Source organism: Ramlibacter sp. WS9 (genome assembly GCF_003797765.1).
GTDB lineage: Bacteria > Pseudomonadota > Gammaproteobacteria > Burkholderiales > Burkholderiaceae_C > Ramlibacter.
Genome location: NZ_RKMB01000004.1, coordinates 283,363 through 303,086 on the forward strand (window position 1 = coordinate 283,363; position 19,724 = coordinate 303,086).

14 protein-coding genes are annotated in these 19,724 nt (G+C 67.4%); 7 read left to right on the plus strand and 7 right to left on the minus strand.

Annotated elements, in window-relative coordinates:
• Nucleotides 1-2 precede the first annotated feature (2 nt).
• Genes EEB15_RS09440 through EEB15_RS09450 form a run of 3 tightly spaced genes read left to right on the plus strand, consistent with a single transcriptional unit; the run spans nt 3 to nt 2,871 of the window.
• A complete protein-coding gene (locus EEB15_RS09440; protein WP_141509578.1) occupies nt 3-1,013 on the plus strand; it encodes a tripartite tricarboxylate transporter substrate-binding protein in 1,011 nt (336 codons plus the stop codon).
• A 38-nt stretch (nt 1,014-1,051) separates the two neighbouring features.
• Entirely contained in the window at nt 1,052-2,077 is a 1,026-nt protein-coding gene (locus tag EEB15_RS09445) for a tripartite tricarboxylate transporter substrate-binding protein (RefSeq protein ID WP_141509579.1), read from the plus strand.
• Entirely contained in the window at nt 2,074-2,871 is a 798-nt protein-coding gene (locus EEB15_RS09450) for a class II aldolase/adducin family protein (protein ID WP_233259422.1), read from the plus strand. Before EEB15_RS09445 ends, EEB15_RS09450 begins: the two co-directional genes overlap by 4 nt.
• A 479-nt stretch (nt 2,872-3,350) precedes the next feature.
• Here EEB15_RS09450 and EEB15_RS09455 read toward each other — a convergent pair whose 3' ends face one another.
• Complete coding sequence (locus EEB15_RS09455) at nt 3,351-4,697, minus strand: aspartate aminotransferase family protein (RefSeq protein WP_141509581.1); 1,347 nt, start codon at nt 4,695-4,697, stop codon at nt 3,351-3,353.
• A 101-nt stretch (nt 4,698-4,798) separates the two neighbouring features.
• On the opposite strand from EEB15_RS09455, the gene EEB15_RS09460 reads away from it, so the two are divergent.
• Entirely contained in the window at nt 4,799-5,737 is a 939-nt protein-coding gene (locus EEB15_RS09460) for a LysR family transcriptional regulator (RefSeq protein ID WP_141509582.1), read from the plus strand.
• A gap of 19 nt (nt 5,738-5,756) precedes the next feature.
• Here the strand turns inward: EEB15_RS09460 and EEB15_RS09465 are convergent, their stop codons facing one another.
• The 5 genes from EEB15_RS09465 to betC are packed head-to-tail and all read right to left on the minus strand — an operon-like array spanning nt 5,757 to nt 11,386.
• Nucleotides 5,757-6,443: a GntR family transcriptional regulator gene (locus EEB15_RS09465; RefSeq protein WP_141509583.1), complete on the minus strand. Its 687-nt coding sequence runs from the start codon at nt 6,441-6,443 to the stop codon at nt 5,757-5,759.
• Nucleotides 6,444-6,471: 28 nt separating this feature from the next.
• Nucleotides 6,472-7,437 carry a tripartite tricarboxylate transporter substrate binding protein gene (locus tag EEB15_RS09470; protein ID WP_141509584.1) on the minus strand — a complete coding sequence of 322 codons (966 nt, stop codon included), beginning with the start codon at nt 7,435-7,437 and terminating at the stop codon, nt 6,472-6,474.
• An 18-nt stretch (nt 7,438-7,455) separates the two neighbouring features.
• Nucleotides 7,456-8,331 carry a 3-hydroxyisobutyrate dehydrogenase gene (gene mmsB, locus EEB15_RS09475; RefSeq protein ID WP_141509585.1) on the minus strand — a complete coding sequence of 292 codons (876 nt, stop codon included), beginning with the start codon at nt 8,329-8,331 and terminating at the stop codon, nt 7,456-7,458.
• Nucleotides 8,332-8,342: 11 nt separating this feature from the next.
• Nucleotides 8,343-9,842, minus strand: coding sequence for an aldehyde dehydrogenase family protein (locus EEB15_RS09480; protein WP_141509586.1), 1,500 nt, complete (start codon nt 9,840-9,842; stop codon nt 8,343-8,345).
• A gap of 14 nt (nt 9,843-9,856) precedes the next feature.
• Complete coding sequence (gene betC / locus EEB15_RS09485; protein WP_141509587.1) at nt 9,857-11,386, minus strand: choline-sulfatase; 1,530 nt, start codon at nt 11,384-11,386, stop codon at nt 9,857-9,859.
• Between the two features lie 94 nt (nt 11,387-11,480).
• Here betC and EEB15_RS09490 point away from each other — a divergent pair, with 94 nt between their 5' ends.
• From EEB15_RS09490 to EEB15_RS09500, 3 genes are all read left to right on the plus strand, one after another.
• Nucleotides 11,481-12,701 (plus strand): CaiB/BaiF CoA-transferase family protein, encoded by a 1,221-nt coding sequence (locus EEB15_RS09490; RefSeq protein WP_141509588.1) that lies wholly within the window; start codon nt 11,481-11,483, stop codon nt 12,699-12,701.
• Nucleotides 12,698-13,432, plus strand: a complete 735-nt coding sequence (locus tag EEB15_RS09495; protein WP_141509589.1) for an enoyl-CoA hydratase/isomerase family protein — start codon at nt 12,698-12,700, stop codon at nt 13,430-13,432. Before EEB15_RS09490 ends, EEB15_RS09495 begins: the two co-directional genes overlap by 4 nt.
• Before the next feature lie 104 nt (nt 13,433-13,536).
• Entirely contained in the window at nt 13,537-18,990 is a 5,454-nt protein-coding gene (locus tag EEB15_RS09500; RefSeq protein WP_141509590.1) for a trifunctional serine/threonine-protein kinase/ATP-binding protein/hybrid sensor histidine kinase/response regulator, read from the plus strand.
• Nucleotides 18,991-19,002: 12 nt separating this feature from the next.
• Here EEB15_RS09500 and EEB15_RS09505 read toward each other — a convergent pair whose 3' ends face one another.
• The gene (locus tag EEB15_RS09505) at nt 19,003-19,713 is read right to left on the minus strand and encodes an ABC transporter ATP-binding protein (protein ID WP_141509591.1); all 711 of its coding nucleotides are present in this window, start codon (nt 19,711-19,713) and stop codon (nt 19,003-19,005) included.
• Between the last annotated feature and the right edge of the window lie 11 nt (nt 19,714-19,724).

The window sequence follows — 19,724 nt, forward strand, 5'->3', positions numbered from 1 at the left end:
CCATGAAGACCGTACCGAAGAAGATCGTCCGGGCAGCCACAGCGGTTGCCGTCTTGCTGGGCCTGGCACACACGCCATTGCAGGCCCAGGCGCCGGCAGCGAGCGCGACGGACACGAAGGCGCCGATGAAGCTGATCGTCGGTTTCCCGCCAGGTGGACCGCTGGATACCCTGGCGCGCGCCGTTGCGGAGCAGCTGCGCACGACAATGGGCGAGACGGTGCTGGTCGAGAACCGCCCTGGCGCCTCGACCCGCATCTCCATCGATCTTGCGAAGCGCGCCCCTGCCGACGGCAAGACGGTGCTGCTCGCTTCGAGCGCCCCGTTCATCATTTTCCCGATGACCTACAAACGGCTCGACTACGACGTCGAACGCGACTTCGTTCCCGTGGCGCATCTCGTGGATGTCCCGACGGTCGTCTCGACCGGCGCGAGCAGCCCGTATCAGAACATCGGCCAGTACGTCGCCTGGGTGCGCGCCCACCCGGACCGCGGCGGGGTCGGGCTGACTTCGCTCGGCGGCCTCCTGCACTTCTCGATTCTCGCCATGTCCAAGACGATTGGCGTGCCGCTGAATCCGGTTTCCTACAAGGGCGGTGCGCCGTTGGCGACGGATCTCGTCGGGGGCCACGTTCCGATCGGCACCGACGCGTTGGCGAGCCAGCTGGAACTGCACCGCGCCGGCAGGGTTCGCATCCTTGGAGTCTCAGGTACGAGCCGGAATCGGGCGCTGCCCGACGTGCCCACCCTGAAGGAAGCCGGGATCGATGGGTTCGACCACGCGAACGCCTGGTACGGCGCCTATGTTCCCGCCGGCACGCCACCGGCGGTGGTCCAGCGTCTTGAGCGCGCCCTCATCGCGGCCGTCAGCCAACCGCACGTCCAGGCGCAACTCGTGCGCGTGGGTCTCGAGCCGACCGGCCTCGACGGCGCAACGGCGGCGAAGGTGCTGCGTGCCGAGCGCACGTTCTGGCGCCCCATCGTCGCGGCATCCGGATTCAAGAGCGAAGAGTGAAAGACCTGCCGGCCCTTCGGCAAACAAGGAGAGACACCATGGTCCATCCAAACACCGTTGCAGCGCCGCGCGGTCATCGCCTTGCCGCCTTGCTGTCCCTTGCCGCGCTTGCGTTCCTTGCGAACGCGAATGCGCCGGCGCACGCAGCCTATCCGGATCGGCCCGTCACGGTCGTCGTTGCCTTCCCTCCCGGGGGCATCGTCGACATCATCGCCCGGCGCCTGGCGCAGCGATTCTCCGATCGCTTCAAGCAGAACTTTATTGTCGACAACAAGACCGGTGCCGCCGGCAGCATCGGCTATGCGGCGGCGGCCCGCGCCCCGGCGGACGGCTACACGCTCGTGCTTGCCAGCGGCCCCACGACGATGCTGGCTTCCACCGAAGGGCCACCACCGTGGAACCCGATGACCGCGTTCAGCGCGATCGGGATGATAGGGACCATTCCGCAGGCCGTCGTGACCGGCAACGCCATGCCGGCGCGCACCCTGGCCGAGTTCGTCGACTACGCCCGCGCCCGGCCGGGGCAGGTCAACTACGGATCGGCCGGCGTCGGGACCACCCCCTTCTTCACCATGGAGCTGTTCAAGGCACAACAGAAGATCAACCTGACGCACGTGCCTTACCGCGGCCAGCCCGAAGTGATGACGGACATCATGCGCGGCGAGCTTGGCATCACCTCCGTGACCGTGCCTCTTGCGCTGGCCAACGTACAGGCGGGCAAGATGAAGGCACTGGCCGTGACCTCGGGCTCCCGGCTGCCGATGCTGCCGGCAGTGCCGACGGTGCAGGAACTCGGCATGCCGGAACTCGCGATTTCGAACTGGTTCGCATTGCTGGCTCCCGCCGGCCTCCCGGCCGACATCACCGCCACCCTGGCCGCGGCATTGAATGAAGCGCTGGCCGCGCCGGAGTTGAAGGCCAGCCTCGCCGAGATCGGCCTCCTGGTGGAAAGCGCTCCCCCCGCGCAGACGCTCGGCTTCGTGAAAGCCGACCTCGCGCGCTGGACCGCGATGTCGAAGGCGCTGGCCACTGCAAGTCCCCGCGCCGCTGGAGCATCCAATTGAACGACGAAACACGACACATCCACATGGCCACGACCCCTCCCGAAGGAATGGCCTCGCAGGAATGGCAGCTCCGATGCGACCTCGCCGCCTGCTTCCAACTCACCGACCTGTACGGCATGTCCGATATGGCATCCACGCACATCTCGGTGATCCTTCCCGGACCGCAGCATCACTTCCTGGTCAATCCGCTGGGTGTGCTGTTCGACGAGATGACGGCGACCAGCCTGCTCAAGGTCGACATGCACGGCAAGGTGATCGAAGGCGATCCGTCCCTGCTGAATCCCGCGGGGTTCATCATCCACAGCGCGGTGCACATGTCCAAGTCCGACATCGTCTGCGTCATGCATTCGCACACGCGCGCGAACAACGCGGTGGCGATGCAGGCCCAGGGGCTGCGGCCGCTGAGCCAGAAGGCCGCCGTGATGCTGGACTTCCTCGGATACCACGACTACGAAGGCGCGGCGCTGGACGAGGACGAACGCATCCGCCTCGTTCGCGACCTTGGGGACGGCAGGGTCCTGATTCTTCGCAACCACGGCGCTCTCACAGTGGGACGCAGCGTCGGCGAGGCGTTCTGCTGGATGCACCGGCTCGACACCGCCTGCAAGTACCAGATTGACGGCCAGGCCGGCGGCGTGGAACTGAACGAACTGTCCCAAGCCACGATTGACCACACCCGCGGGCAGGGACGGAAGATGCTGGGCCGAGGCGGCTTCCTCGAAGTCGGCCGCGTGGAATGGCCTGGGCTCATTCGCAAGCTGGAGCGCGAGCGGGGGAACTCCTACAAGACTTGATCGCGCCCTCGAAGGCTGTCATTGCGGGCTTGACCCACTGCTGCCCGAAGTCTGATCTCATCGAAGCGCTGCACAGCGACCGTGTGCGCAGCCATGGACGCCGGGTGGCCGATGCAGCGAATGTCCCCCGTCGGCCTCCGGCCTTCCTCCTCCTTTATTTCGCCGCATCGGCCACCCGGCATCCATGGGGGACCCAGTTGGCGCGCAACGGCCGAATACCGACAACCTTCCCGGATCGGGGTGGTGGGGCGCTCTGCGCAGCGAAATAAAGGAGGAGGAAGCGGCTTGCCGCGACGGGGGACATTCGCAGCGCAGAGTGCCCCGCCGCCCCGATCCCGCCCTGCCATGCCATGCCATGCCCTGCCATGTCATGCCATGCCATGCCATGTCGATACAGATTTCCCGAAGACTCGCCCACCTTTTCATCTGCATCAACAGCTTGGCCGCTGAGTAAGAGTTCCTCTCCGGACAGTAGCGGGTCAAGCCTGCTCGTCAAGCGCCTCGCCGAGTGCATTGACGACCGAATCGATCTCCGCGGGCGTCGTCGCGAACGGCGGCGCGAACTGCAGTGTGTCCCCGCCGCAGCGAACATAGAAACCTCGCTCCCACATGCGCAGCGCGACTTCGAACGGCCTGCGCGCCGGTTCGCCGGGCGCCGACGCGATCGTGATCCCCGCGGCAAGGCCGAAGTTGCGGATGTCGGTCACGTGCCGCGCCGTGCGCAGCGCATGCACCTTCTCTTCGAAGACCGGCGCGATCTCGCGCACGCGCTGTGGCGCATCCTCCCGCTCGAGCAGCTCCAGTGTCGCCAGGCCCGCCGCGCATGCCAGGGGATGGGCCGAGTAGGTGTAGCCGTGCGGGAATTCGACCGCGTAGTCCGGGCCGCCCGCCGCCATGAACACGTCGTGGATTTCCGATGTCGCCACGACGCCACCCATCGGCACGGCGCCGTTGGTAACCTGTTTCGCGAAGGTGAGGATGTCGGGCTTGACGCCGAACGCCTCCGCGCCCGTCCACGCACCGGCACGGCCGAACCCTGTGATGACTTCGTCGAAGATGAGGAGGATGCCATGCTCGTCGCAGATGCGGCGCAGTTTCTGGAGGTATCCCACCGGGGGCACGATCACACCGGCGGAGCCGGCGAACGGCTCCACGATCACGGCGGCGATGTTCGACGCGTCATGCAGCGCGATGAGTTCGAGCAGTTCGTCGGCCAGGTGCGCACCCTGCCCCGGCTGGCCGCGGCTGAACGCGTTGGCGGCCAGCAGCGTGTGGGGCAGGTGGTCCGCGGCGATGCCTTCGCCATACAGCTTGCGGTTGCCGGCGATGCCGCCCACGCTGATGCCGCCGAAGTTCACGCCGTGATAGCCCTTGGCACGGCCGATGAGGCGCGTCTTGGACGGCTGGCCTTTCTGCCGCCAGTAGGCACGCGCCATCTTCAGCGCCGTGTCCGCCGCCTCCGACCCGGAGCCGACAAAGAACACCCGGTCGAGGCCGGCCGGCATCTTCTGGACGATGCGCTCGGCCAGACGAAACGACAGCGGATGGCCGAACTGGAACGCCGGCGCGTAGTCGAGCGTGGCAGCCTGTGCCGCGATCGCCTGCACGATCTCGTCTCGGCCGTGGCCCAGGCCGCAAGTCCACAGGCCCGAGAGGCCGTCGAAGACCTGGCGGCCGTCAGCCGAGAGGTAGTGGCGGCCCTGAGCCGAGACCACCATGCGCGGCGCGGATTTGAACTGGCGGTTGCCGGTGAAGGGCATCCAGTGCGCATCGAGCTGGGCGCGGGTCAGCGTGGTGTCGGCCAATGGCAAGTCGGAGAGATTCATGGTCAGGCAATGGTGGGTGGGTGTTGGGCCATTGTTCCCGCGCGGACGCAGAAGATAAACTGCAACGAATCACAGTTCACGCGCATAGGATTGAAACAATCATGGTTCGCAAGGCGCTGATCGGCGAAATCGCCGACGTTGACATCCGGCTCTTGCGAATCTTCAAGGCCGTCGTCGACGCGGGCGGCCTGTCTGCCGCCGAACTCGAACTGAACATCGGGCGCTCGACCGTCAGCCGGCATGTCGCCGACCTCGAAGAACGGCTGGGCTTCGTGCTGTGCACCCGCGGCCGTGGCGGCTTCGCGCTCACGCCCGAGGGCGTCCAGGTATATGAGGCCGCGCAGCGGCTGCTCGCTTCGGTGGAGTCGTTCAGGAATGACGTGCGCGAGATGCAGTCGGAACTGAGCGGATCGCTCCAGCTCGCCTTGTTCGACAAGACCGCCACCAATCCTGAAGCCCGCATCGACGACGCCGTGCGCGAGTTCCGGAAAACTGCACCCGCCGTCGCCATCGACGTCACGATCGACACGGCCGCCGCGATCGAGTCGGGGGTGCTGGACGGCCGCTTCCATCTGGGCATCATCCCCGACCACCGGCGCTCCGACGCGCTGCGCTACCTGCCGCTGTTCACGGAGCGCATGGAGCTGTATTGCGGACGCCGGCACCCGCTGTTCGATGCCGCCGAAGCGGCTGTGACGCTGGATGACCTGGGCGGCTGCGACTACGCGGGCCTCGGCTTCCATTCGCCCAACATGGAGGCGACACACCGATTCGGTTTGCGCAGGCGTGCCTCGGTCACGGACCAGGAAGCGGTTGCCACCCTGGTTCTTTCCGGCTGCTACATCGGGTTCCTGCCCGATCACTATGCCGCCGGGTTCATCGCGCAGGGGCTCATGAAGAAGGTGCCCGTGCCGGACTGCCGGTACGACGTTCTCTTCGTGGCCGTGATGCCGCGTTCGCCGGCGCCGTCGCGCCTGGGCCGGGCATTTCTCGGCGCCTTGTGCAAGGCGCAGGGGATCTTGCCGCCCGAGGATGGCTGACGATCCCGAATGGGCCGCGCTACAGAATCGAATAGGACAGTGAATTCGCCACCGCGGCGCGAATGTGCTGGATGCGCTCGCGGTTGATCTGCTCCGCCGCGGCGGCGTCCCCGCGCGAGATCGCCTGAAGCAGCTTCTCGTGCTCCTCGATGGAGGCTTCCATGCGCCCGGGAATCGCCGCCGTGCGGCTGCCCGTCAGTCGCAGGCGATTCTCGATGCTGAGCACCTGGTCGGCCAAGGTTTCGCTCTGGCAGCATTCGATCAGCGCGCGCCGAAACGCCAGCGCGTGCTCCAGATAGTTGGGCACATCGCCCTTTCTTGCACAGGCAGCCAGCAGTTGCTGTGTCTTCTTCAGGCGCTGCAGATGAACAGCATCCATGTGCTGCGTGGCCAGCCGCGCCACAAGACCCTCCAGCACTTCGCGGATATCGAGCAGCTCGATCAATTCCTTCGGCGTCAGCTGCCTGACCGTCACACCGACGAATCGCGTGCGCACGACCAGGCGCTCGACTTCCAGCTGGCGAATCGCTTCACGCACCGGCGTGCGGCTGACCTCGAATTCAGCCGCGAGGTCCTGCTCCGTCAGCTTCTCGCCGGGTTTCAAGTCGCCCCGCAGGATCGCCGCACGAATGCGGTCGCAGACCTGCTCGGCAGACAACGCTTGGGGGACCCGTTTGGCGAGGGCGCCGGATTTCGCTGAAGACATGTTGTTCTTATACAGGATGCGGCTTGCCTCATTCCAGCTTGGCCCCGGAGGCTTTGACGATTGCGGACCAATGAGCAATTTCCTTCTGGACGAACGCCTTGAATTCGGATGCCGGGAGCGTGCGCGGCCGGCCTCCCATGGCCACGATGCGCTGCGAGAAATCCGGCGAACGCACGATCTTGACCAACTCCTCGCTCGCCTTGTCGATCACCGCTTTCGGTGTGCCGGCAGGCGCGAGCAGGCCGACCCATGGAACCATGTCGAAGTCGTCCAGGCCGCTTTCCGCGACCGTCGGCACCGAGGGCATCACCTGCACTCGCTCGCGTGAACTCACCGCGATCGCGCGGACCTTACCGCCCGCGAGGAAAGGCTGCGCGGCAGCTACTGCGTCGAACGAGACTTGCACCTGCCCGGCCGCCAGGTCAGTCAGCGACTTGGCCGCGCCCTGGTAGGGCACGTGCGTCATCTCGATGCCGGTGCGGCGCATGAGCTCCGTCATTGCGAGATGCGATACCGAACCGTTGCCGGGCGAGGAGTAGTTGACCTTCCCCGCGTTCGCCTTGGCGTACGCCACGAACTCCTTGAACGACTGGATCGGCAGCGCGCTGTTGACCAGCAGCAGCAGTGGCGCATCGTAGATCAGGCCGATCGGCTCGAAGTCCTTCTGGCTGTCGTAGCGCACGTTGCGGTACAGGAACGGATTGCCCGCGATCGCCGCCGACGCTGACAGCGTCATGATGCTGCCGTCGGCCGGCATCTTGGCCACGGCTGCCAAGGCGACGCTGCCGGCCTGCCCGGGCATGTTCTCCACGATCAGGTTGCGGCCCATCGCCGGGCCGAGGCGGCCCGCCAGCAGGCGCCCCACGACGTCCACCGATTGCCCCGGTGGATAGCCGATGATGAGCTTGCCGCTGTCAGCCTGCGCGAAGCAGGGGCTGCTGGCCAGCAATGCCACGGCCATGACCGCCTTCAGAACACTTTGCATGGTCTTCATGATCTTGTCTCCTTATGTTCATTTGCCGAGCATTTGGATGATCGAGGAAAAGTCCAGGCGGCCTCGGCCCGCGGCGCAGTGCATGGCATAGACAGAACTCGCCGCGGCGCCAAGCAAGGCGGGCGAGCCGCTTGCGATGGCCGCCTGCTCGGCCAGGCGCAAGTCCTTCAGCATCAGCTCCGACGCGAAGCCGCCTTCGTAGCCGCGGTTGGACGGCGCACTCGGCACCAGGCCCGGTTCCGGTGAATAGCTGGTCAGTGCCCAGCACTGACCGGACGACGTCGAGGCGATCTCGAAGAACTTGCGGGTATCGAGACCCAGGCGCTTCGCGAGGTGAAGCGCCTCGGACACGGCCAGCATCGAGATGCCGGCCAGCATGTTGTTGCAGATCTTCGCGGCCTGGCCGGCGCCGGCGGGCCCGGCGTGGATCAGGTTCTTGCCCATCGCTTGCAGGATGGGCTGGGCACGCTCGAAAGCGGTTTCGCTGCCACCGACCATGAACGTGAGCGTACCCGCCGCGGCGCCGCCGACGCCGCCGGAGACGGGTGCATCGAGCGTCGCGAGGCCCCGCTCCTGCAGGGTCTTGTGAAACACCGCGCAGGATGCGATGTCGATCGTCGAGCAGTCGATCACCAGCGCATCCGCCCGGATCGGCAGCGGCTCGCTCGCAAGGACCTTGATGACATGGCTGCCGCTGGGCAGCATCGTGACGACGAAGTCCGCGTCCTGCACGGTCTGGGCGACCGAACCTCGCGGCGACATGCCTTCCGCTGCGGCGCGCTCCAGCGCATTGGCGCTGGTGTCGAAGCAGCGCACATCGTGCCCCGCCTGCCTGAGCCGGGAGGCCATGGGGAAACCCATGTTTCCCAGGCCGATGAAACCGATGACAGCCATGGATGTCTCCTTCAGGTCATGTTGAAGATGATGGTTTTCTTGTGCGTGAAATGGTCGAGCATCGCCTCGAGCGAAGCCTCACGGCCCAGGCCCGACTGCTTGACGCCGCCGTAGGACAGGCCCGGCTGCACCACGATGTTCTGGTTGACCTGCACGAAGCCCGCTTGCAGGCGCCGCGTGGCGTCCAGCGCCGTCTTCAGGTTCTGCGTCCAGATGGTCGCGGCCAGACCGAAGACGCTGTCGTTGGCCATGGCCAATGCTTCCTCGTAGTTCGAGAAGCGGATCACGCAGGTGACGGGACCGAAGATCTCCTCGCGGGCCAGGCGGCTCGTGTTGTCGAGGCCGGTGAAGATCACCGGCCGCACGAACAGGCCCTTGCGAAGTGTCTCGTCGTCCGGAAGCTGCGAGCATTCCAGCGCTTTGGCGCCCGGTACGCTCCGCCCGGCTTCGATGTAGCCGAGGACCTTGTCCAGTTGCCCGCGCGAGATGATGGTGCCGATGTCCGTTGCCTCGTCGAGCGGGTCGCCCATCTTCATGGCGTCGACCTTGGCCTTGAGGGCCGCGACGAATTCGTCGTGCACCTTCTCGTGCACGAGGATGCGGCTGGCTGCCGTGCAGCTCTGTCCCTGGCGCGTGAAGCGCATGCCGCTCACCGCGCCGGCGACGGCCTTCGGTATGTCGGCGTCGTCCATCACGATCATCGGGCTCTTGCCGCCGAGTTCCAGCGTCACCGGAATCAGCTTCTCGCCGGCCGTGCGGGCCACGATCCTGCCGGTTTCCACCGAGCCGGTGAAGGTCACCTTTCCGACTGAAGGATGAGCAACCAGCGGGGCTCCGCATTCGGGACCGAACCCCGACACGATGTTGAGCACGCCGGGTGGAAGTTTCTGGTTGAGGATCTGGCAGACCCGCAGCACGGCCAGCGGCGCTTCCTCGGCCGACTTCACGACGACGGTGTTGCCCGCGACCAGCGCCGGCGCGATCTTCAGCGCCATCAGCATCATGGGTGCGTTCCACGGAATGATGACGCCGACCACCCCGATCGGTTCGCGCTGCGTCAGCGTCAGCATGTCGGGGTTGAAGGGAACGGTTTCGCCTTTCAGCTCCGACGCCAGCCCGCCATAGAACTGCAGCGCATCGGCGACGACCGAGGCTTCGACCCGGCTCTCGGTGCGCAGCGCTTTGCCGGTCTCCAGGGCCACCAAGCGGCCAAGCTCCTCCACGTGGTCGGAGAGCAGTCGTGAGCATTCCGCGATCAAGGCGCCGCGCTTGCGCGCCGGCATCGCCGCCCATGCAGGCTGGGCACGGGCAGCCGCTTCAACCGCGCGCTCGACGTCGCGCGCATCGCTCTCGGCGGCATGGCCGATCTCTCGCCCGGTCGCCGGGTTCACGACCGGAAAGCTCTTTCCCGAGATCGAATTGGTGAGTGCGCCATCAACGAGGTTGAGGCCGCTGAGGGACCGCGCCAGGCGGTGCGGGTCGGTGTCGGGTAACAGGCTCTGCTCGCTCATTTGTGCTGCTCCTTTCATTTCACCGTGGACGGCGATGCCACAGGCGGCCAACGCTTCTTGACCTTGATCACGCGGGCGCTGCCGCGCCGCACGAAGCGGCGCGTGTCGTCGACAGTTGCCTGGTAGTCCCATACGGGTTGCAGCGCATCCGGCAACGCGTTGATGAACTTGCGCCGGGCCTGGCTCTTGATCACCTCGGTCTTGATGGTCTCCGGATCCCAGCGCGCGAGCACGCGAGCCTTGAGATCGTCGAGCACCTGTGGCTGCTGCTTCGCGATGTTGACCAGCTCGTTCGGGTCTTCCTGCATGTCGAACAGCTGGTCCGGGTGCCCGTGCGTGTACACGTACTTGTAGCGACCTCGGCGCAGCATGCAACAAGGCCCCGTTACCCCTTCGGCCGTGTATTCGGCAAACGCCTCCGGCTGGCCGGGTTCGTCGCCGGTGGCGATCAGCGGCGCCAGGCTTCGGCCATCGATGGGCTCCACCCATTGCGGGGGCGAACCGCCGGTGGCGAAGTCGACGAGAGTCGGCAGCAGGTCCACGTGCGAAACCGGTTGGGCGATACGGCGCTGCTTTTCCTGTTGCGGGTGGTGGATCAAGAGCGGCACCTTGCACGACCAGTCGAAGAACACGCGCTTGAACCACATGCCCCGCTCGCCGAGCATGTCGCCGTGGTCAGAAGTGAACACGACGATGGTGTTGTCGTCGAAGCCGGTGCGCTTCAACGTCTCGAGCAGGTGACCGACCTTGTCGTCGATGTAGCTGACCATGGCGTAGTACGCGTGGCGGGCGCGCCGGATTTGCTCGTCGGTGGCACCCTGCTTGTCCAGGCCGTGCGAGTACTGCACCCACTGGCTCAGCTTGTCGCGCTCTTCCATCGGCATGTCGCCCACGATGGGCAGGTTGATCTCTTCCGGCGAATAGCGGTCCAGGTACTCGGGCGGGATGTGATACGGCGGATGCGGATGCGTGTACGAGACGCACATGAAGAACGGCTGCTCGTCTTCACGCGCGAGGTCATAGAGGCGCTGGATGGCCTTGGCTTCGACTTCCTCATCGAAGTCGAGCTGCAGGCTGCGGAAGCACGACCCGCTCTCGTCCACGGTGCTCAGGTTGTGGCCCGGCGAGTAGAAGCTGAACTCGCCCTCCGCCCAGTCCGCCACCCAGCCGAAGTCGGCCGGGTAGATGTCGGTGGTGAGCCGCTCTTCGAATCCGTGCTTCTGGTCCGGCCCGACGAAGTGCATCTTGCCGCTGAGGATGGTCTTGTAGCCCTGCTGCGCGAGGTAGTACGGCAGCGTCGGCGTGGCCGCCTGGAATTCGCAGGCGTTGTCGAACGCGCCGATGCGTGTCGCGAACTGGCCGGCGAGCAGCGAGAAACGCGCGGGCGCGCACAACGGGAAGTTGCAGTACGCGTTGTCGAAGACGGCCGATCGCTCGGCGAGCGCCTGGAGGTGCGGCGCCTTCAGCGCGGGGTTGCCGTGGAACGGCAGCACCGGCGCCGAGAGCTGGTCCGCCATGATGAAAAGGATGTTGGGTTTCCGCATGTGGCTCCTTGATTGCACAATGGTTGCATTTCCGTTGTATGCAATATAGACTGCGATCCTGCGTTTGGCAAGCCGTCCCCAGGAGAACCCCTAGATGAACCCCGAAACCCTGCCGCTCGCCGGCATCCGCGTTCTGGACCTCACCCGCGCCCTGGCCGGGCCCTTCTGCACCATGATCCTGGGCGACCTCGGCGCCGATGTGATCAAGGTCGAGCCGACGGGGGGCGACATGATCCGCCAGTGGGGCCCGTTCGATCGCGGAACGAGCGCCTATTACCTCAGCGGCAACCGCAACAAGCGCGGCATTGCCGTGAACTTCCGCGACCCGCGTGCGCTCGACATGCTGAGAAGCCTGGCTGTGCAGTGCGATGTCGTCGCAGAAAACTTCCGGCCGGGCGCAGTGGAGGCCATGGGTCTCGGCTATGAGGCATTGGCCGAGTTGAACCCGCGGCTCATCTATGCAAGCGTCACCGGCTTCGGGCGAACCGGCCCTGCGGGCGAACGTCCCGGCTTCGACCAGATCGCGCAGGGCTATTCAGGCTTGATGAGCGTCACAGGAACGCCCGAATCGGGACCGGTGCGGGTGGGAGTTGCCATCGGCGACCAGACTGCCGGCATGTGGTGCGCCATTGGTGTGCTGGCCGCGGTTGCGCAGCGCAACGCGAGCGGCAAGGGGCGGCGGGTCGAGACCTCGCTGCTGTCCTCCCTCGTCGGGCTCATGAGCGTGCAGGCCCAGCGCTACCTGAGCCTGGACGAAGTGCCGGGCCTTGCGGGGAATACGCACCCCGTCATCTCTCCTTATGGTGTCTTCCAGACCGCCGACGGGCCTTTGAACATTGCGCCGGCCACCACCGAAATGTGGAAGCGCTTGTGCGATGTGCTGGGGCTTGCAGGCCTGGTCGAAGATGCGCGCTATGCGACGAACGCACTGCGGATCGAGCGGCGGGCGGAGTTGAAGGAAATCCTCGAAGCGCGCCTGCGAGAACGCACACGCCGCGAGTGGACCGGGTTGTTCCTGGCCGCGGACATCCCGGCGGGGCCGATCAACACACTGGCCGACGTGTTTGCCGATGAGCAGGTCATCCACTGCAAACTGGTCGAGGAAGCCGAGCACGCCGAGCTCGGCCGCATCCGCCAGGTGGGGTCTCCCATCTCCTTCGACGGCGTCCAAGGCGAATCCATTCGCCGCGCGCCCCCGGTGCTGGGTGAACACACCTTCGAGGTGCTGCGTGAACTCGGCTTCTCCGACTCGGACCTGAAGGCGCTTGCTCGCGACGGCGTCATCGTGCAGCACCGCCGCGAACAGCAGCCATGAATTCCGGATCCAGCCCGACCCTGGAAGTCGCCGACCAGGTGGCGACCGTCACGCTGCGACGCCCCCACCATCACAACCGGATCGATCCCGACGACCCGGCCGTGCTGTTGCGCCACATCGAGACGGTGAGAAGCGACGCTTCCATCCGGCTCCTCGTGATCACCGGCGAAGGCGAGAGAACCTTCTGCTCCGGCTACACGCTCGCCCGGATCGGCACGCACCTGGACCGAACGCTCGAGGACATGCTCGACGCGCTGGAATCGCTTGAGATCCCCACGTTGTGCGCCATGAATGGCAGCGCGTACGGCGGCGGCACCGACTTCGCGCTCGCCTGCGACTTTCGCATCGGGGTGCGCGGCTGCAAGCTGTTCATGCCGGCCGCGCGGTTCGGGCTGCACTACTACCCGGGGGGCCTGCGGCGATTCGTCTCACGGCTGGGTTCCACCACGGCCAAGAAGATCTTCCTGACATCCATGACACTGGAAAGCGATGAGTTGCTTCGGATCGGCTTTCTTACCGACCTGGTCGAGCGCGAGGGGATGCAAGCCAGGATAGCTGCCTACCGGGAGGGCCTTTTGCGCTGCGAGCCCAAGGCCGTGAGTTCAATGAAGCGGCACATCGACGCCATCGTGGCCGGCGGCTGGACCGAGGAGATGGGCCGCGCGGCGTACGAAGCCTCGCTGCAGTCGCCGGAGACCTCGCAGCGGCTGGCGGAGCTGGTCGCGAAGTAGCGCCGGCGCGCCCCCCGTAAGCAAAACGCCTAAGCCGGATAAGCAGATTTCGCAAAGTCGGGCGATCCTGCGATGATTTCATTGGCCCAGACTTCCTGGCCCCGATGAATCAGGCTCTCACCATTTCCCACCACGCAGCTCCCGAGCCGGCTCCCGAGCCGGCGCCCGCTCCGGGCGTCCACTGCAAGCGCCTTCAGCCGCCCTTGGCGTCGGAGCGCCTGCGCGCCGAGCGCCAGGTGCTCCAACGGCTGGCCGGCGTGCCCGGTGTGCCACAGCTCGTGGCCGGCCCGCAGCCGGCCGACGCCTTGCTGCTGGAGGACGCGGGCGGCGTGTCCTTGCCGGACCTGCTGCGCCGGCGCCAGATGTCCTTGCCGGCGCTGCTGGACCTGGCCCTGCCTTTGCTCCAGACGCTGGCCGCGATCCACCGCCGTGGCATCGCGCATCTCAACATCCGCCCCGACAACGTGCTGGTGCCGCCGCCACCGGGGCGGGCGCTGTGGACCGGGTTCAGCCGCGCAACGGCTTGCAGCGCCGTGTCCCCGGCCCGAGCCTCGGATACCGCCGCTGCCTCGCCATGGACGGCGCCGGAGCAGACCGGGCGCACGGGGCACGGCGTCGACCCGCGCGCCGATCTCTACGCCTTCGGCGTGATGCTGTACGAATGGGCGGCCGGGCGCTTGCCGTTCGAAGCCGTCGATCCCCTGCAACGAGTCCACGACATCCTGGCCTGCGTGCCGACACCGCCGCACGAGCTGAACCGGGCGGTGCCGCGCGCGCTTTCGGACATGATCATGCGGCTTCTGGAAAAGGAACCCGAGCGCCGCTACCAGAGCGCCGAAGGGCTGCGACTCGATCTGGCCTCCCTGTGCGAACGCCTGGCCCGTTTCGATGAAAGCCCCTTCACCCTGGGCGAGCGGGACTTCGGCGAGCGATTGATCCCGCCCGCCCGACCGGTGGGCCGCGAGCGCGAGCTCGCCGTGCTGAATGCCGCCGTGGCGCAAGCCGCGCGCGGCACCTTTACGAGCGTGCTGGTGACGGGCGCGCCCGGTGTCGGCAAATCCGCGTTGGTGAGCGAACTGCGCGCCGCCGTGGCCGAGAGGCAAGGCTGGTTCGTGGCGGGCCGGTTCGACGCGCAGCGGCAGGACATCACCACGAGCGCCATCCATCAGTGCTTCCGTGCCCTCGGCCGCTTGCTGCTGGCCGAGCCCGACGCGCGCCTTCAGCCGCTGCGCGAACGCATGCTGCGCGCGCTCGGGGCCAACGCGGGCCTGCTCGCCGGAATCAACCCCGAGTTCATGCAGGTGCTCGGCGTCGCGGCGGAGCCCACGATCGAGGACCCGGTGCTGGGCACGCAGCGGCTGCTGCGCGTGTCGGTCGACGTGCTGCGCCTGCTGTCGGACAGCGACCGGCCCATCGTCATGGTCCTGGACGACGTCCAGTGGGCGTCCCCGCGATCGCTGTCCATCATCGACGCGCTGCTGACCGAGCCTTCGCTCGGCAGCCTGCTGCTGGTGCTGGTCAGCCGGGACACGCAGGCCGACCCCACGCATCCGCTGCACGCGAAGCTCGCGCGCTGGCGGAGCCTGGGTGTGGCGCCAAACCCGCTGCCGCTGGCGAACCTCACGCCCGACGCGCTGGCCCAGTTGTTGGGCGGCATGCTGCGCCTGCAGTCCGAACCGGCGGCGGGGATGGCGGCGGCGCTGTATCCGCGCACGGCGGGCAACCCGTTCGACACCATCGAACTCGTCAACGCCCTGCGCACCGACGGCCTGCTGGCATCCACCGACGAGGGCTGGCGATGGGATGCTGACGCGATCCGCCGCCACGTCGCCGCCCACGAGGTGATGGACCTGCTGCTGGCACGGCTGCGCCGGCTGCCGCGGGCCACGCGGCGCGTACTCTCGCTGCTCGCCTGCCTGGGCGGTGACGTGCGCCTGGACCTGCTCGCCAGCCTCGCAGGCATGCCGTCGCAGGCCTTGCACGTGGCGCTGGCCCGCGTCTTCGAGGAAGGCCTGTTGCAGCCCGGCGATGCGGGAGGTCCGGCCGTGGCTTTCCGGCATGACCGCGTCCGGCAGGCGGCCTACGGCCAGCTCACACCCGCCTCCAGGCAGCGCCTGCACCTGCTGCTGGCACGGCGGCTGGCCGCGTCGCCCGGGTGCGCCGACCTCGCGGCGGAACAGTACCTGCCGGTGGTCGATGCGTTGCGCGCGGCGCCCGAGCGCGAGCAGGCCGCGGACCTGCTGTACCGCCATGCAATGGACTTGCAGACGCAGAACCCGCCGCTGGCCGAACGCCTGCTCTCCTCGGCGGCCGGCCTCGTCCAGGGCGACACCGGCGCCGGCGCCTTGCAGGCCGCGGTTGCCGGTGCACGGCATGGCGTGCTGTGCAACCTGGGCCGGCTGGAGGAAGCCGATGCGATCTACGCGCAGATCGAGTCTGCCGGCGGCGAGCTGCTGGAGCGCGTGGACACCGCCTGCGCGCAAGTGGCCAGCCTGGCCAATCGCGGCCGGTTGAAGGACGCGGTCGATCTCGGCCTGCGGACGCTGCGCGAGCTCGGCTTCGAGCAGCTTCAACGGCCACGCGAACAAGCGGCCGCCGACTTCGTGCAGGCGATGGTCGATGTGATGACACACGCCACCGCGGATCTGGACCGCCCGCGGGCGCACGACTTGCGCGTGCGCGCCGCCGGCAAGTTGATCAACCGCCTGATGCCGCCGGCGCACCGCTGCGACCGCGATGCCATGGCCTGGCTGATCACCCTCGCCCTGCGCCTGTGGCGCAGCCACGGACCCTGTGCCGAGCTGGTCGGGCCGCTGGCGCACGTGGGCCATGTGGCCATCGTTCCCGGCCACGATTACCGCGGCTGCTACGACCTCATGCGCCACCTTCTGGCGGTCGCCGCGACGCGCGGCTTCGAGCCGGCCACCTCCCAGGCGCGCTTCCTGTTCGGGCTGGGCGCCAGCCACTGGTTCGAGCCGCTGGAGCGCAGTGTGCCCGGCTTGCTCAGCGCGCGCGAAGGCCTGCTGCAAGGCGGCGATCTGCAAAATGCCACCTTCACCTACGTGCCGCTGCTGATCGCGCTGCGCGACTGCGCCCCGACGCTGACGGACTACGCCGTCGAGCTCGACGCGGCGCTGGCCTTCGGACAGCGCACCGGCAATCTCATGGCCCTGCGAAACTTCCGCTCGGCCCGATGGCTGGTGGACATGCTGCAGCATGGCGCGTCCACCCCCGAAAACTCGGCCGAGCCGCCGGCCGACGACATGGTGCAGCGAGCCCGGTACTACACGCTGCGCGCGTTGCACGCGGCGGTGCGAGGCGACGACTCCACGCTGGCGCTGCAGGCGCCGCTGGCCATGGAGGCTGCGCGCGACCTGAGGCACTTCTATTCGTACAGCACCACGCTGCTGCTGCAGGCGTTGTCCTGGGCCGACCGCATGCGGGCGGCGCCCCCGGCGCAAACATCGCTGTTGGCCGAGTTCGATCGCGTGCAGGCGTGGATGACGCGCCGCGCCGCGGACGCGCCCGGCAACTTCAGCCATGTGGTGCTGTGGCTGGCGGCCGAACGCGCCGCCTGCACCGGCGACCGCTGGGCGGCGCTTCGGGCCTACGAAACCGCGCTGCGCGATGCAGCCACGCGGCAGCGTCCCTGGCATGCGGCGCTGATCGCCGAGCGGGCCGCGCGCTTCCACCTGGCGCAGGGCCTGGAACACAGCGGCCTGGCCTGGCTCGCGGAAGCGCACCGTCGTTACGACGCGTGGGGCGCCGGGGCCAAGGTGCGGCAGCTGGAGCAGGCTCACCCGCAACTGCGCTCGCTCGCCGAGGCACCGGCGATGCGGGCGGCTGTGGCGGGCGCCGACGCGATCGACCTGCTGGCCATCCTGCGCGCCTCGCAGGCGCTCGGCTCGGAGACCAGCCTTGGGCGCCTCCAAGCGCGGGTCGCGAAGCTGCTGGCCGGGATGACGGGAGCGACCGCGGTGCGATTCGCGCTCTGGGATGACGAGCTGCGGGACTGGCGTCCGGCTGGTGACGACAGGGCGACGCTGCCGACGTCGGTGCTGCGCTATGTGGAGCGCACACGCGAGCCGCTGCTCGTCGACGAGGTCGCGCATGACGACCGCTTTGCCGGCGACCCCAGCCTGCGCGCGTCGGGCTGCCGCTCGCTGATGGCCGTGCCCATCCTCCACCAGGGCGACGTGCGCGCGGTGCTGGTGCTGGAGCAGCAGCAGACGCGTTCGGCGTTCGGTGCCGAACGCCTGGACGCCGTGCAGCTGATTGCCGGGCAACTCGCCGTCTCCCTGGTCAACGTCCAGGTCTACGAAAGTCTGGAACGCCGGGTTCAGGAGCGCACGCGGGAGCTGTCGGAAGCCAACGAGGAGATCCGCCGCGCCAGAGACGGCGCCGAACAGGCCACGCGCATGAAGTCGGAGTTCCTGGCCAACATGAGCCACGAGATCCGCACGCCGATGAACGCGATCATCGGCCTGTCGCACCTCGCGCTCAAGACCGGGCTGGACGATCGCCAGCGCGACTACGTCGAGAAGATCCAGGGCTCGGGCCAGCATCTGCTGGGGATCATCAACGACATCCTCGACCTGTCCAAGGTGGAGGCCGGCAAACTGGAGCTGGAGTGCGCCGGCTTCGAGCTGCAGAACCTGCTGGACCACGTCGCGGTGCTGGTCGGCGAGAAATGCCACGCCAAGGGCCTGGAGCTCGTGTTCGACGTTGCATCCGACGTGCCTGCGCAGTTGGCGGGCGACTCGCTGCGCCTGGGCCAGATCCTGCTGAACTACGCCAACAACGCCGTCAAGTTCACCGAACGCGGGTTGATCGCCATCTCCGTTCGCGCCAGCGAGCGCACGGCCGAGAACGTGCTGCTGCATTTCCGCGTGCGCGACACCGGCATCGGCCTCACGCCGGAGCAGATCGCGCGGCTGTTCCAGAGCTTCAACCAGGCCGACAGCTCGACCACGCGCAAGTTCGGCGGCACGGGCCTGGGCCTGGCCATCTCCAAGCAGCTGGCCGCCCTGATGGGCGGCGAAGTGGGCGTGGAAAGCGAGTACGGCAAGGGCAGCACCTTCTGGTTCTCGGCGCGCGTGGCGTTGGCAACGGACGCACAGCGGTGGCCGGCCGCCACCCCGGCCGAAACGCCCACCGACGCCGCGCTCGCAGCCATGCGAGGCGCCCGCATCCTGCTGGTGGAGGACAACGACATCAACCAGATCGTCGCGCGCGAGATGCTGCTGGACTTCGGCGTCGTTGTCGACGTGGCGGACAACGGCCGCATCGCCGTCGACATGGTTCAGGCGGCGCCCTACGACCTGGTCTTCATGGACATGCAAATGCCGGAGATGGACGGGGCCAGCGCGACGCGCGCCATCCGCGCCATCGAGAGGCTGCAGGGCCTGTGCATCGTGGCGATGACCGCCAACGCGATGGAGCAGGACCGGCAGGCCTGCTTCGCGGCGGGCATGAACGACTACCTGACGAAGCCGATCGAGCCGGACGAACTGCGGGCGATGCTGCTGCGGTGGCTGAGTCCGGCAACCCTGGGATAGCAGGGCGAAGGATCAGACCCCGAGGTACTGCCGCACGATGTCCGGCTGATCGCGCAGCGCGGCCGAATCCCCTTGCCAGACCGTACGGCCTTTCTCGATCACATAGTGCCGGTCAGCCAGCCGCAGCAGGTGGCTGATGTTCTTGTCGATGACGATCTGCGAAAGACCGTCGCGTTTGAGCTGCGCGAGTGTTCGCCAGATCTCCTCGCGGATGACCGGCGCCAGGCCCTCGGTCGCTTCGTCGAGTACCAGCAGCTTGGGGTTGGTCATCAGCGCCCGGCCGATGGCCAGCATCTGCTGCTCGCCGCCCGAGAGCTGCCAGCCCAGATTCTGTTGGCGTTCCCTCAGGCGCGGAAAGAGGCCGTAAACGCGATCCAGTGTCCAGGCGTCGGCCTTGCCGGCATCGTCGCGCGCCGTGGCCACCAGGTTTTCTTCCACCGTCAGTTCGGTGAAGATCTGCCGGCCCTCGGGCACCAGCGCCAGGCCGCGCCGGGCGATCTTGTGCGGACCCTCGCCCAGGACCTGCTGGCCGCCGATGAATATCTCCCCGCTGCTGGCGGCCAGCATGCCGAACAGGCACTTCACCGTGGTCGAGCGGCCCATGCCGTTGCGGCCCAGCAGCGTCACCACCTGGCCCGGCTGCACGTCGAAGGAAATGTCGAACAGCACCTGCGCGCGGCCGTAGCCGGCCTGCAGTTGCCGCACGGAAAGGAATGGGTCCATCACTTGTCCTT

Bases quoted from the DNA above. Each gene is read 5' to 3' on its own strand.
- EEB15_RS09440 (WP_141509578.1), top strand. From the start codon at position 3: ATGAAGACCGTACCGAAGAAGATCGTCCGGGCAGCCACAGCGGTTGCC.
- EEB15_RS09445 (WP_141509579.1), top strand. From the start codon at position 1,052: ATGGTCCATCCAAACACCGTTGCAGCGCCGCGCGGTCATCGCCTTGCC.
- EEB15_RS09455 (WP_141509581.1), bottom strand. From the start codon at position 4,697: ATGAATCTCTCCGACTTGCCATTGGCCGACACCACGCTGACCCGCGCC.
- EEB15_RS09460 (WP_141509582.1), top strand. From the start codon at position 4,799: ATGGTTCGCAAGGCGCTGATCGGCGAAATCGCCGACGTTGACATCCGG.
- EEB15_RS09465 (WP_141509583.1), bottom strand. From the start codon at position 6,443: ATGTCTTCAGCGAAATCCGGCGCCCTCGCCAAACGGGTCCCCCAAGCG.
- EEB15_RS09470 (WP_141509584.1), bottom strand. From the start codon at position 7,437: ATGAAGACCATGCAAAGTGTTCTGAAGGCGGTCATGGCCGTGGCATTG.
- mmsB (WP_141509585.1), bottom strand. From the start codon at position 8,331: ATGGCTGTCATCGGTTTCATCGGCCTGGGAAACATGGGTTTCCCCATG.
- EEB15_RS09480 (WP_141509586.1), bottom strand. From the start codon at position 9,842: ATGAGCGAGCAGAGCCTGTTACCCGACACCGACCCGCACCGCCTGGCG.
- betC (WP_141509587.1), bottom strand. From the start codon at position 11,386: ATGCGGAAACCCAACATCCTTTTCATCATGGCGGACCAGCTCTCGGCG.
- EEB15_RS09490 (WP_141509588.1), top strand. From the start codon at position 11,481: ATGAACCCCGAAACCCTGCCGCTCGCCGGCATCCGCGTTCTGGACCTC.
- EEB15_RS09495 (WP_141509589.1), top strand. From the start codon at position 12,698: ATGAATTCCGGATCCAGCCCGACCCTGGAAGTCGCCGACCAGGTGGCG.
- EEB15_RS09500 (WP_141509590.1), top strand. From the start codon at position 13,537: ATGAATCAGGCTCTCACCATTTCCCACCACGCAGCTCCCGAGCCGGCT.
- EEB15_RS09505 (WP_141509591.1), bottom strand. From the start codon at position 19,713: ATGGACCCATTCCTTTCCGTGCGGCAACTGCAGGCCGGCTACGGCCGC.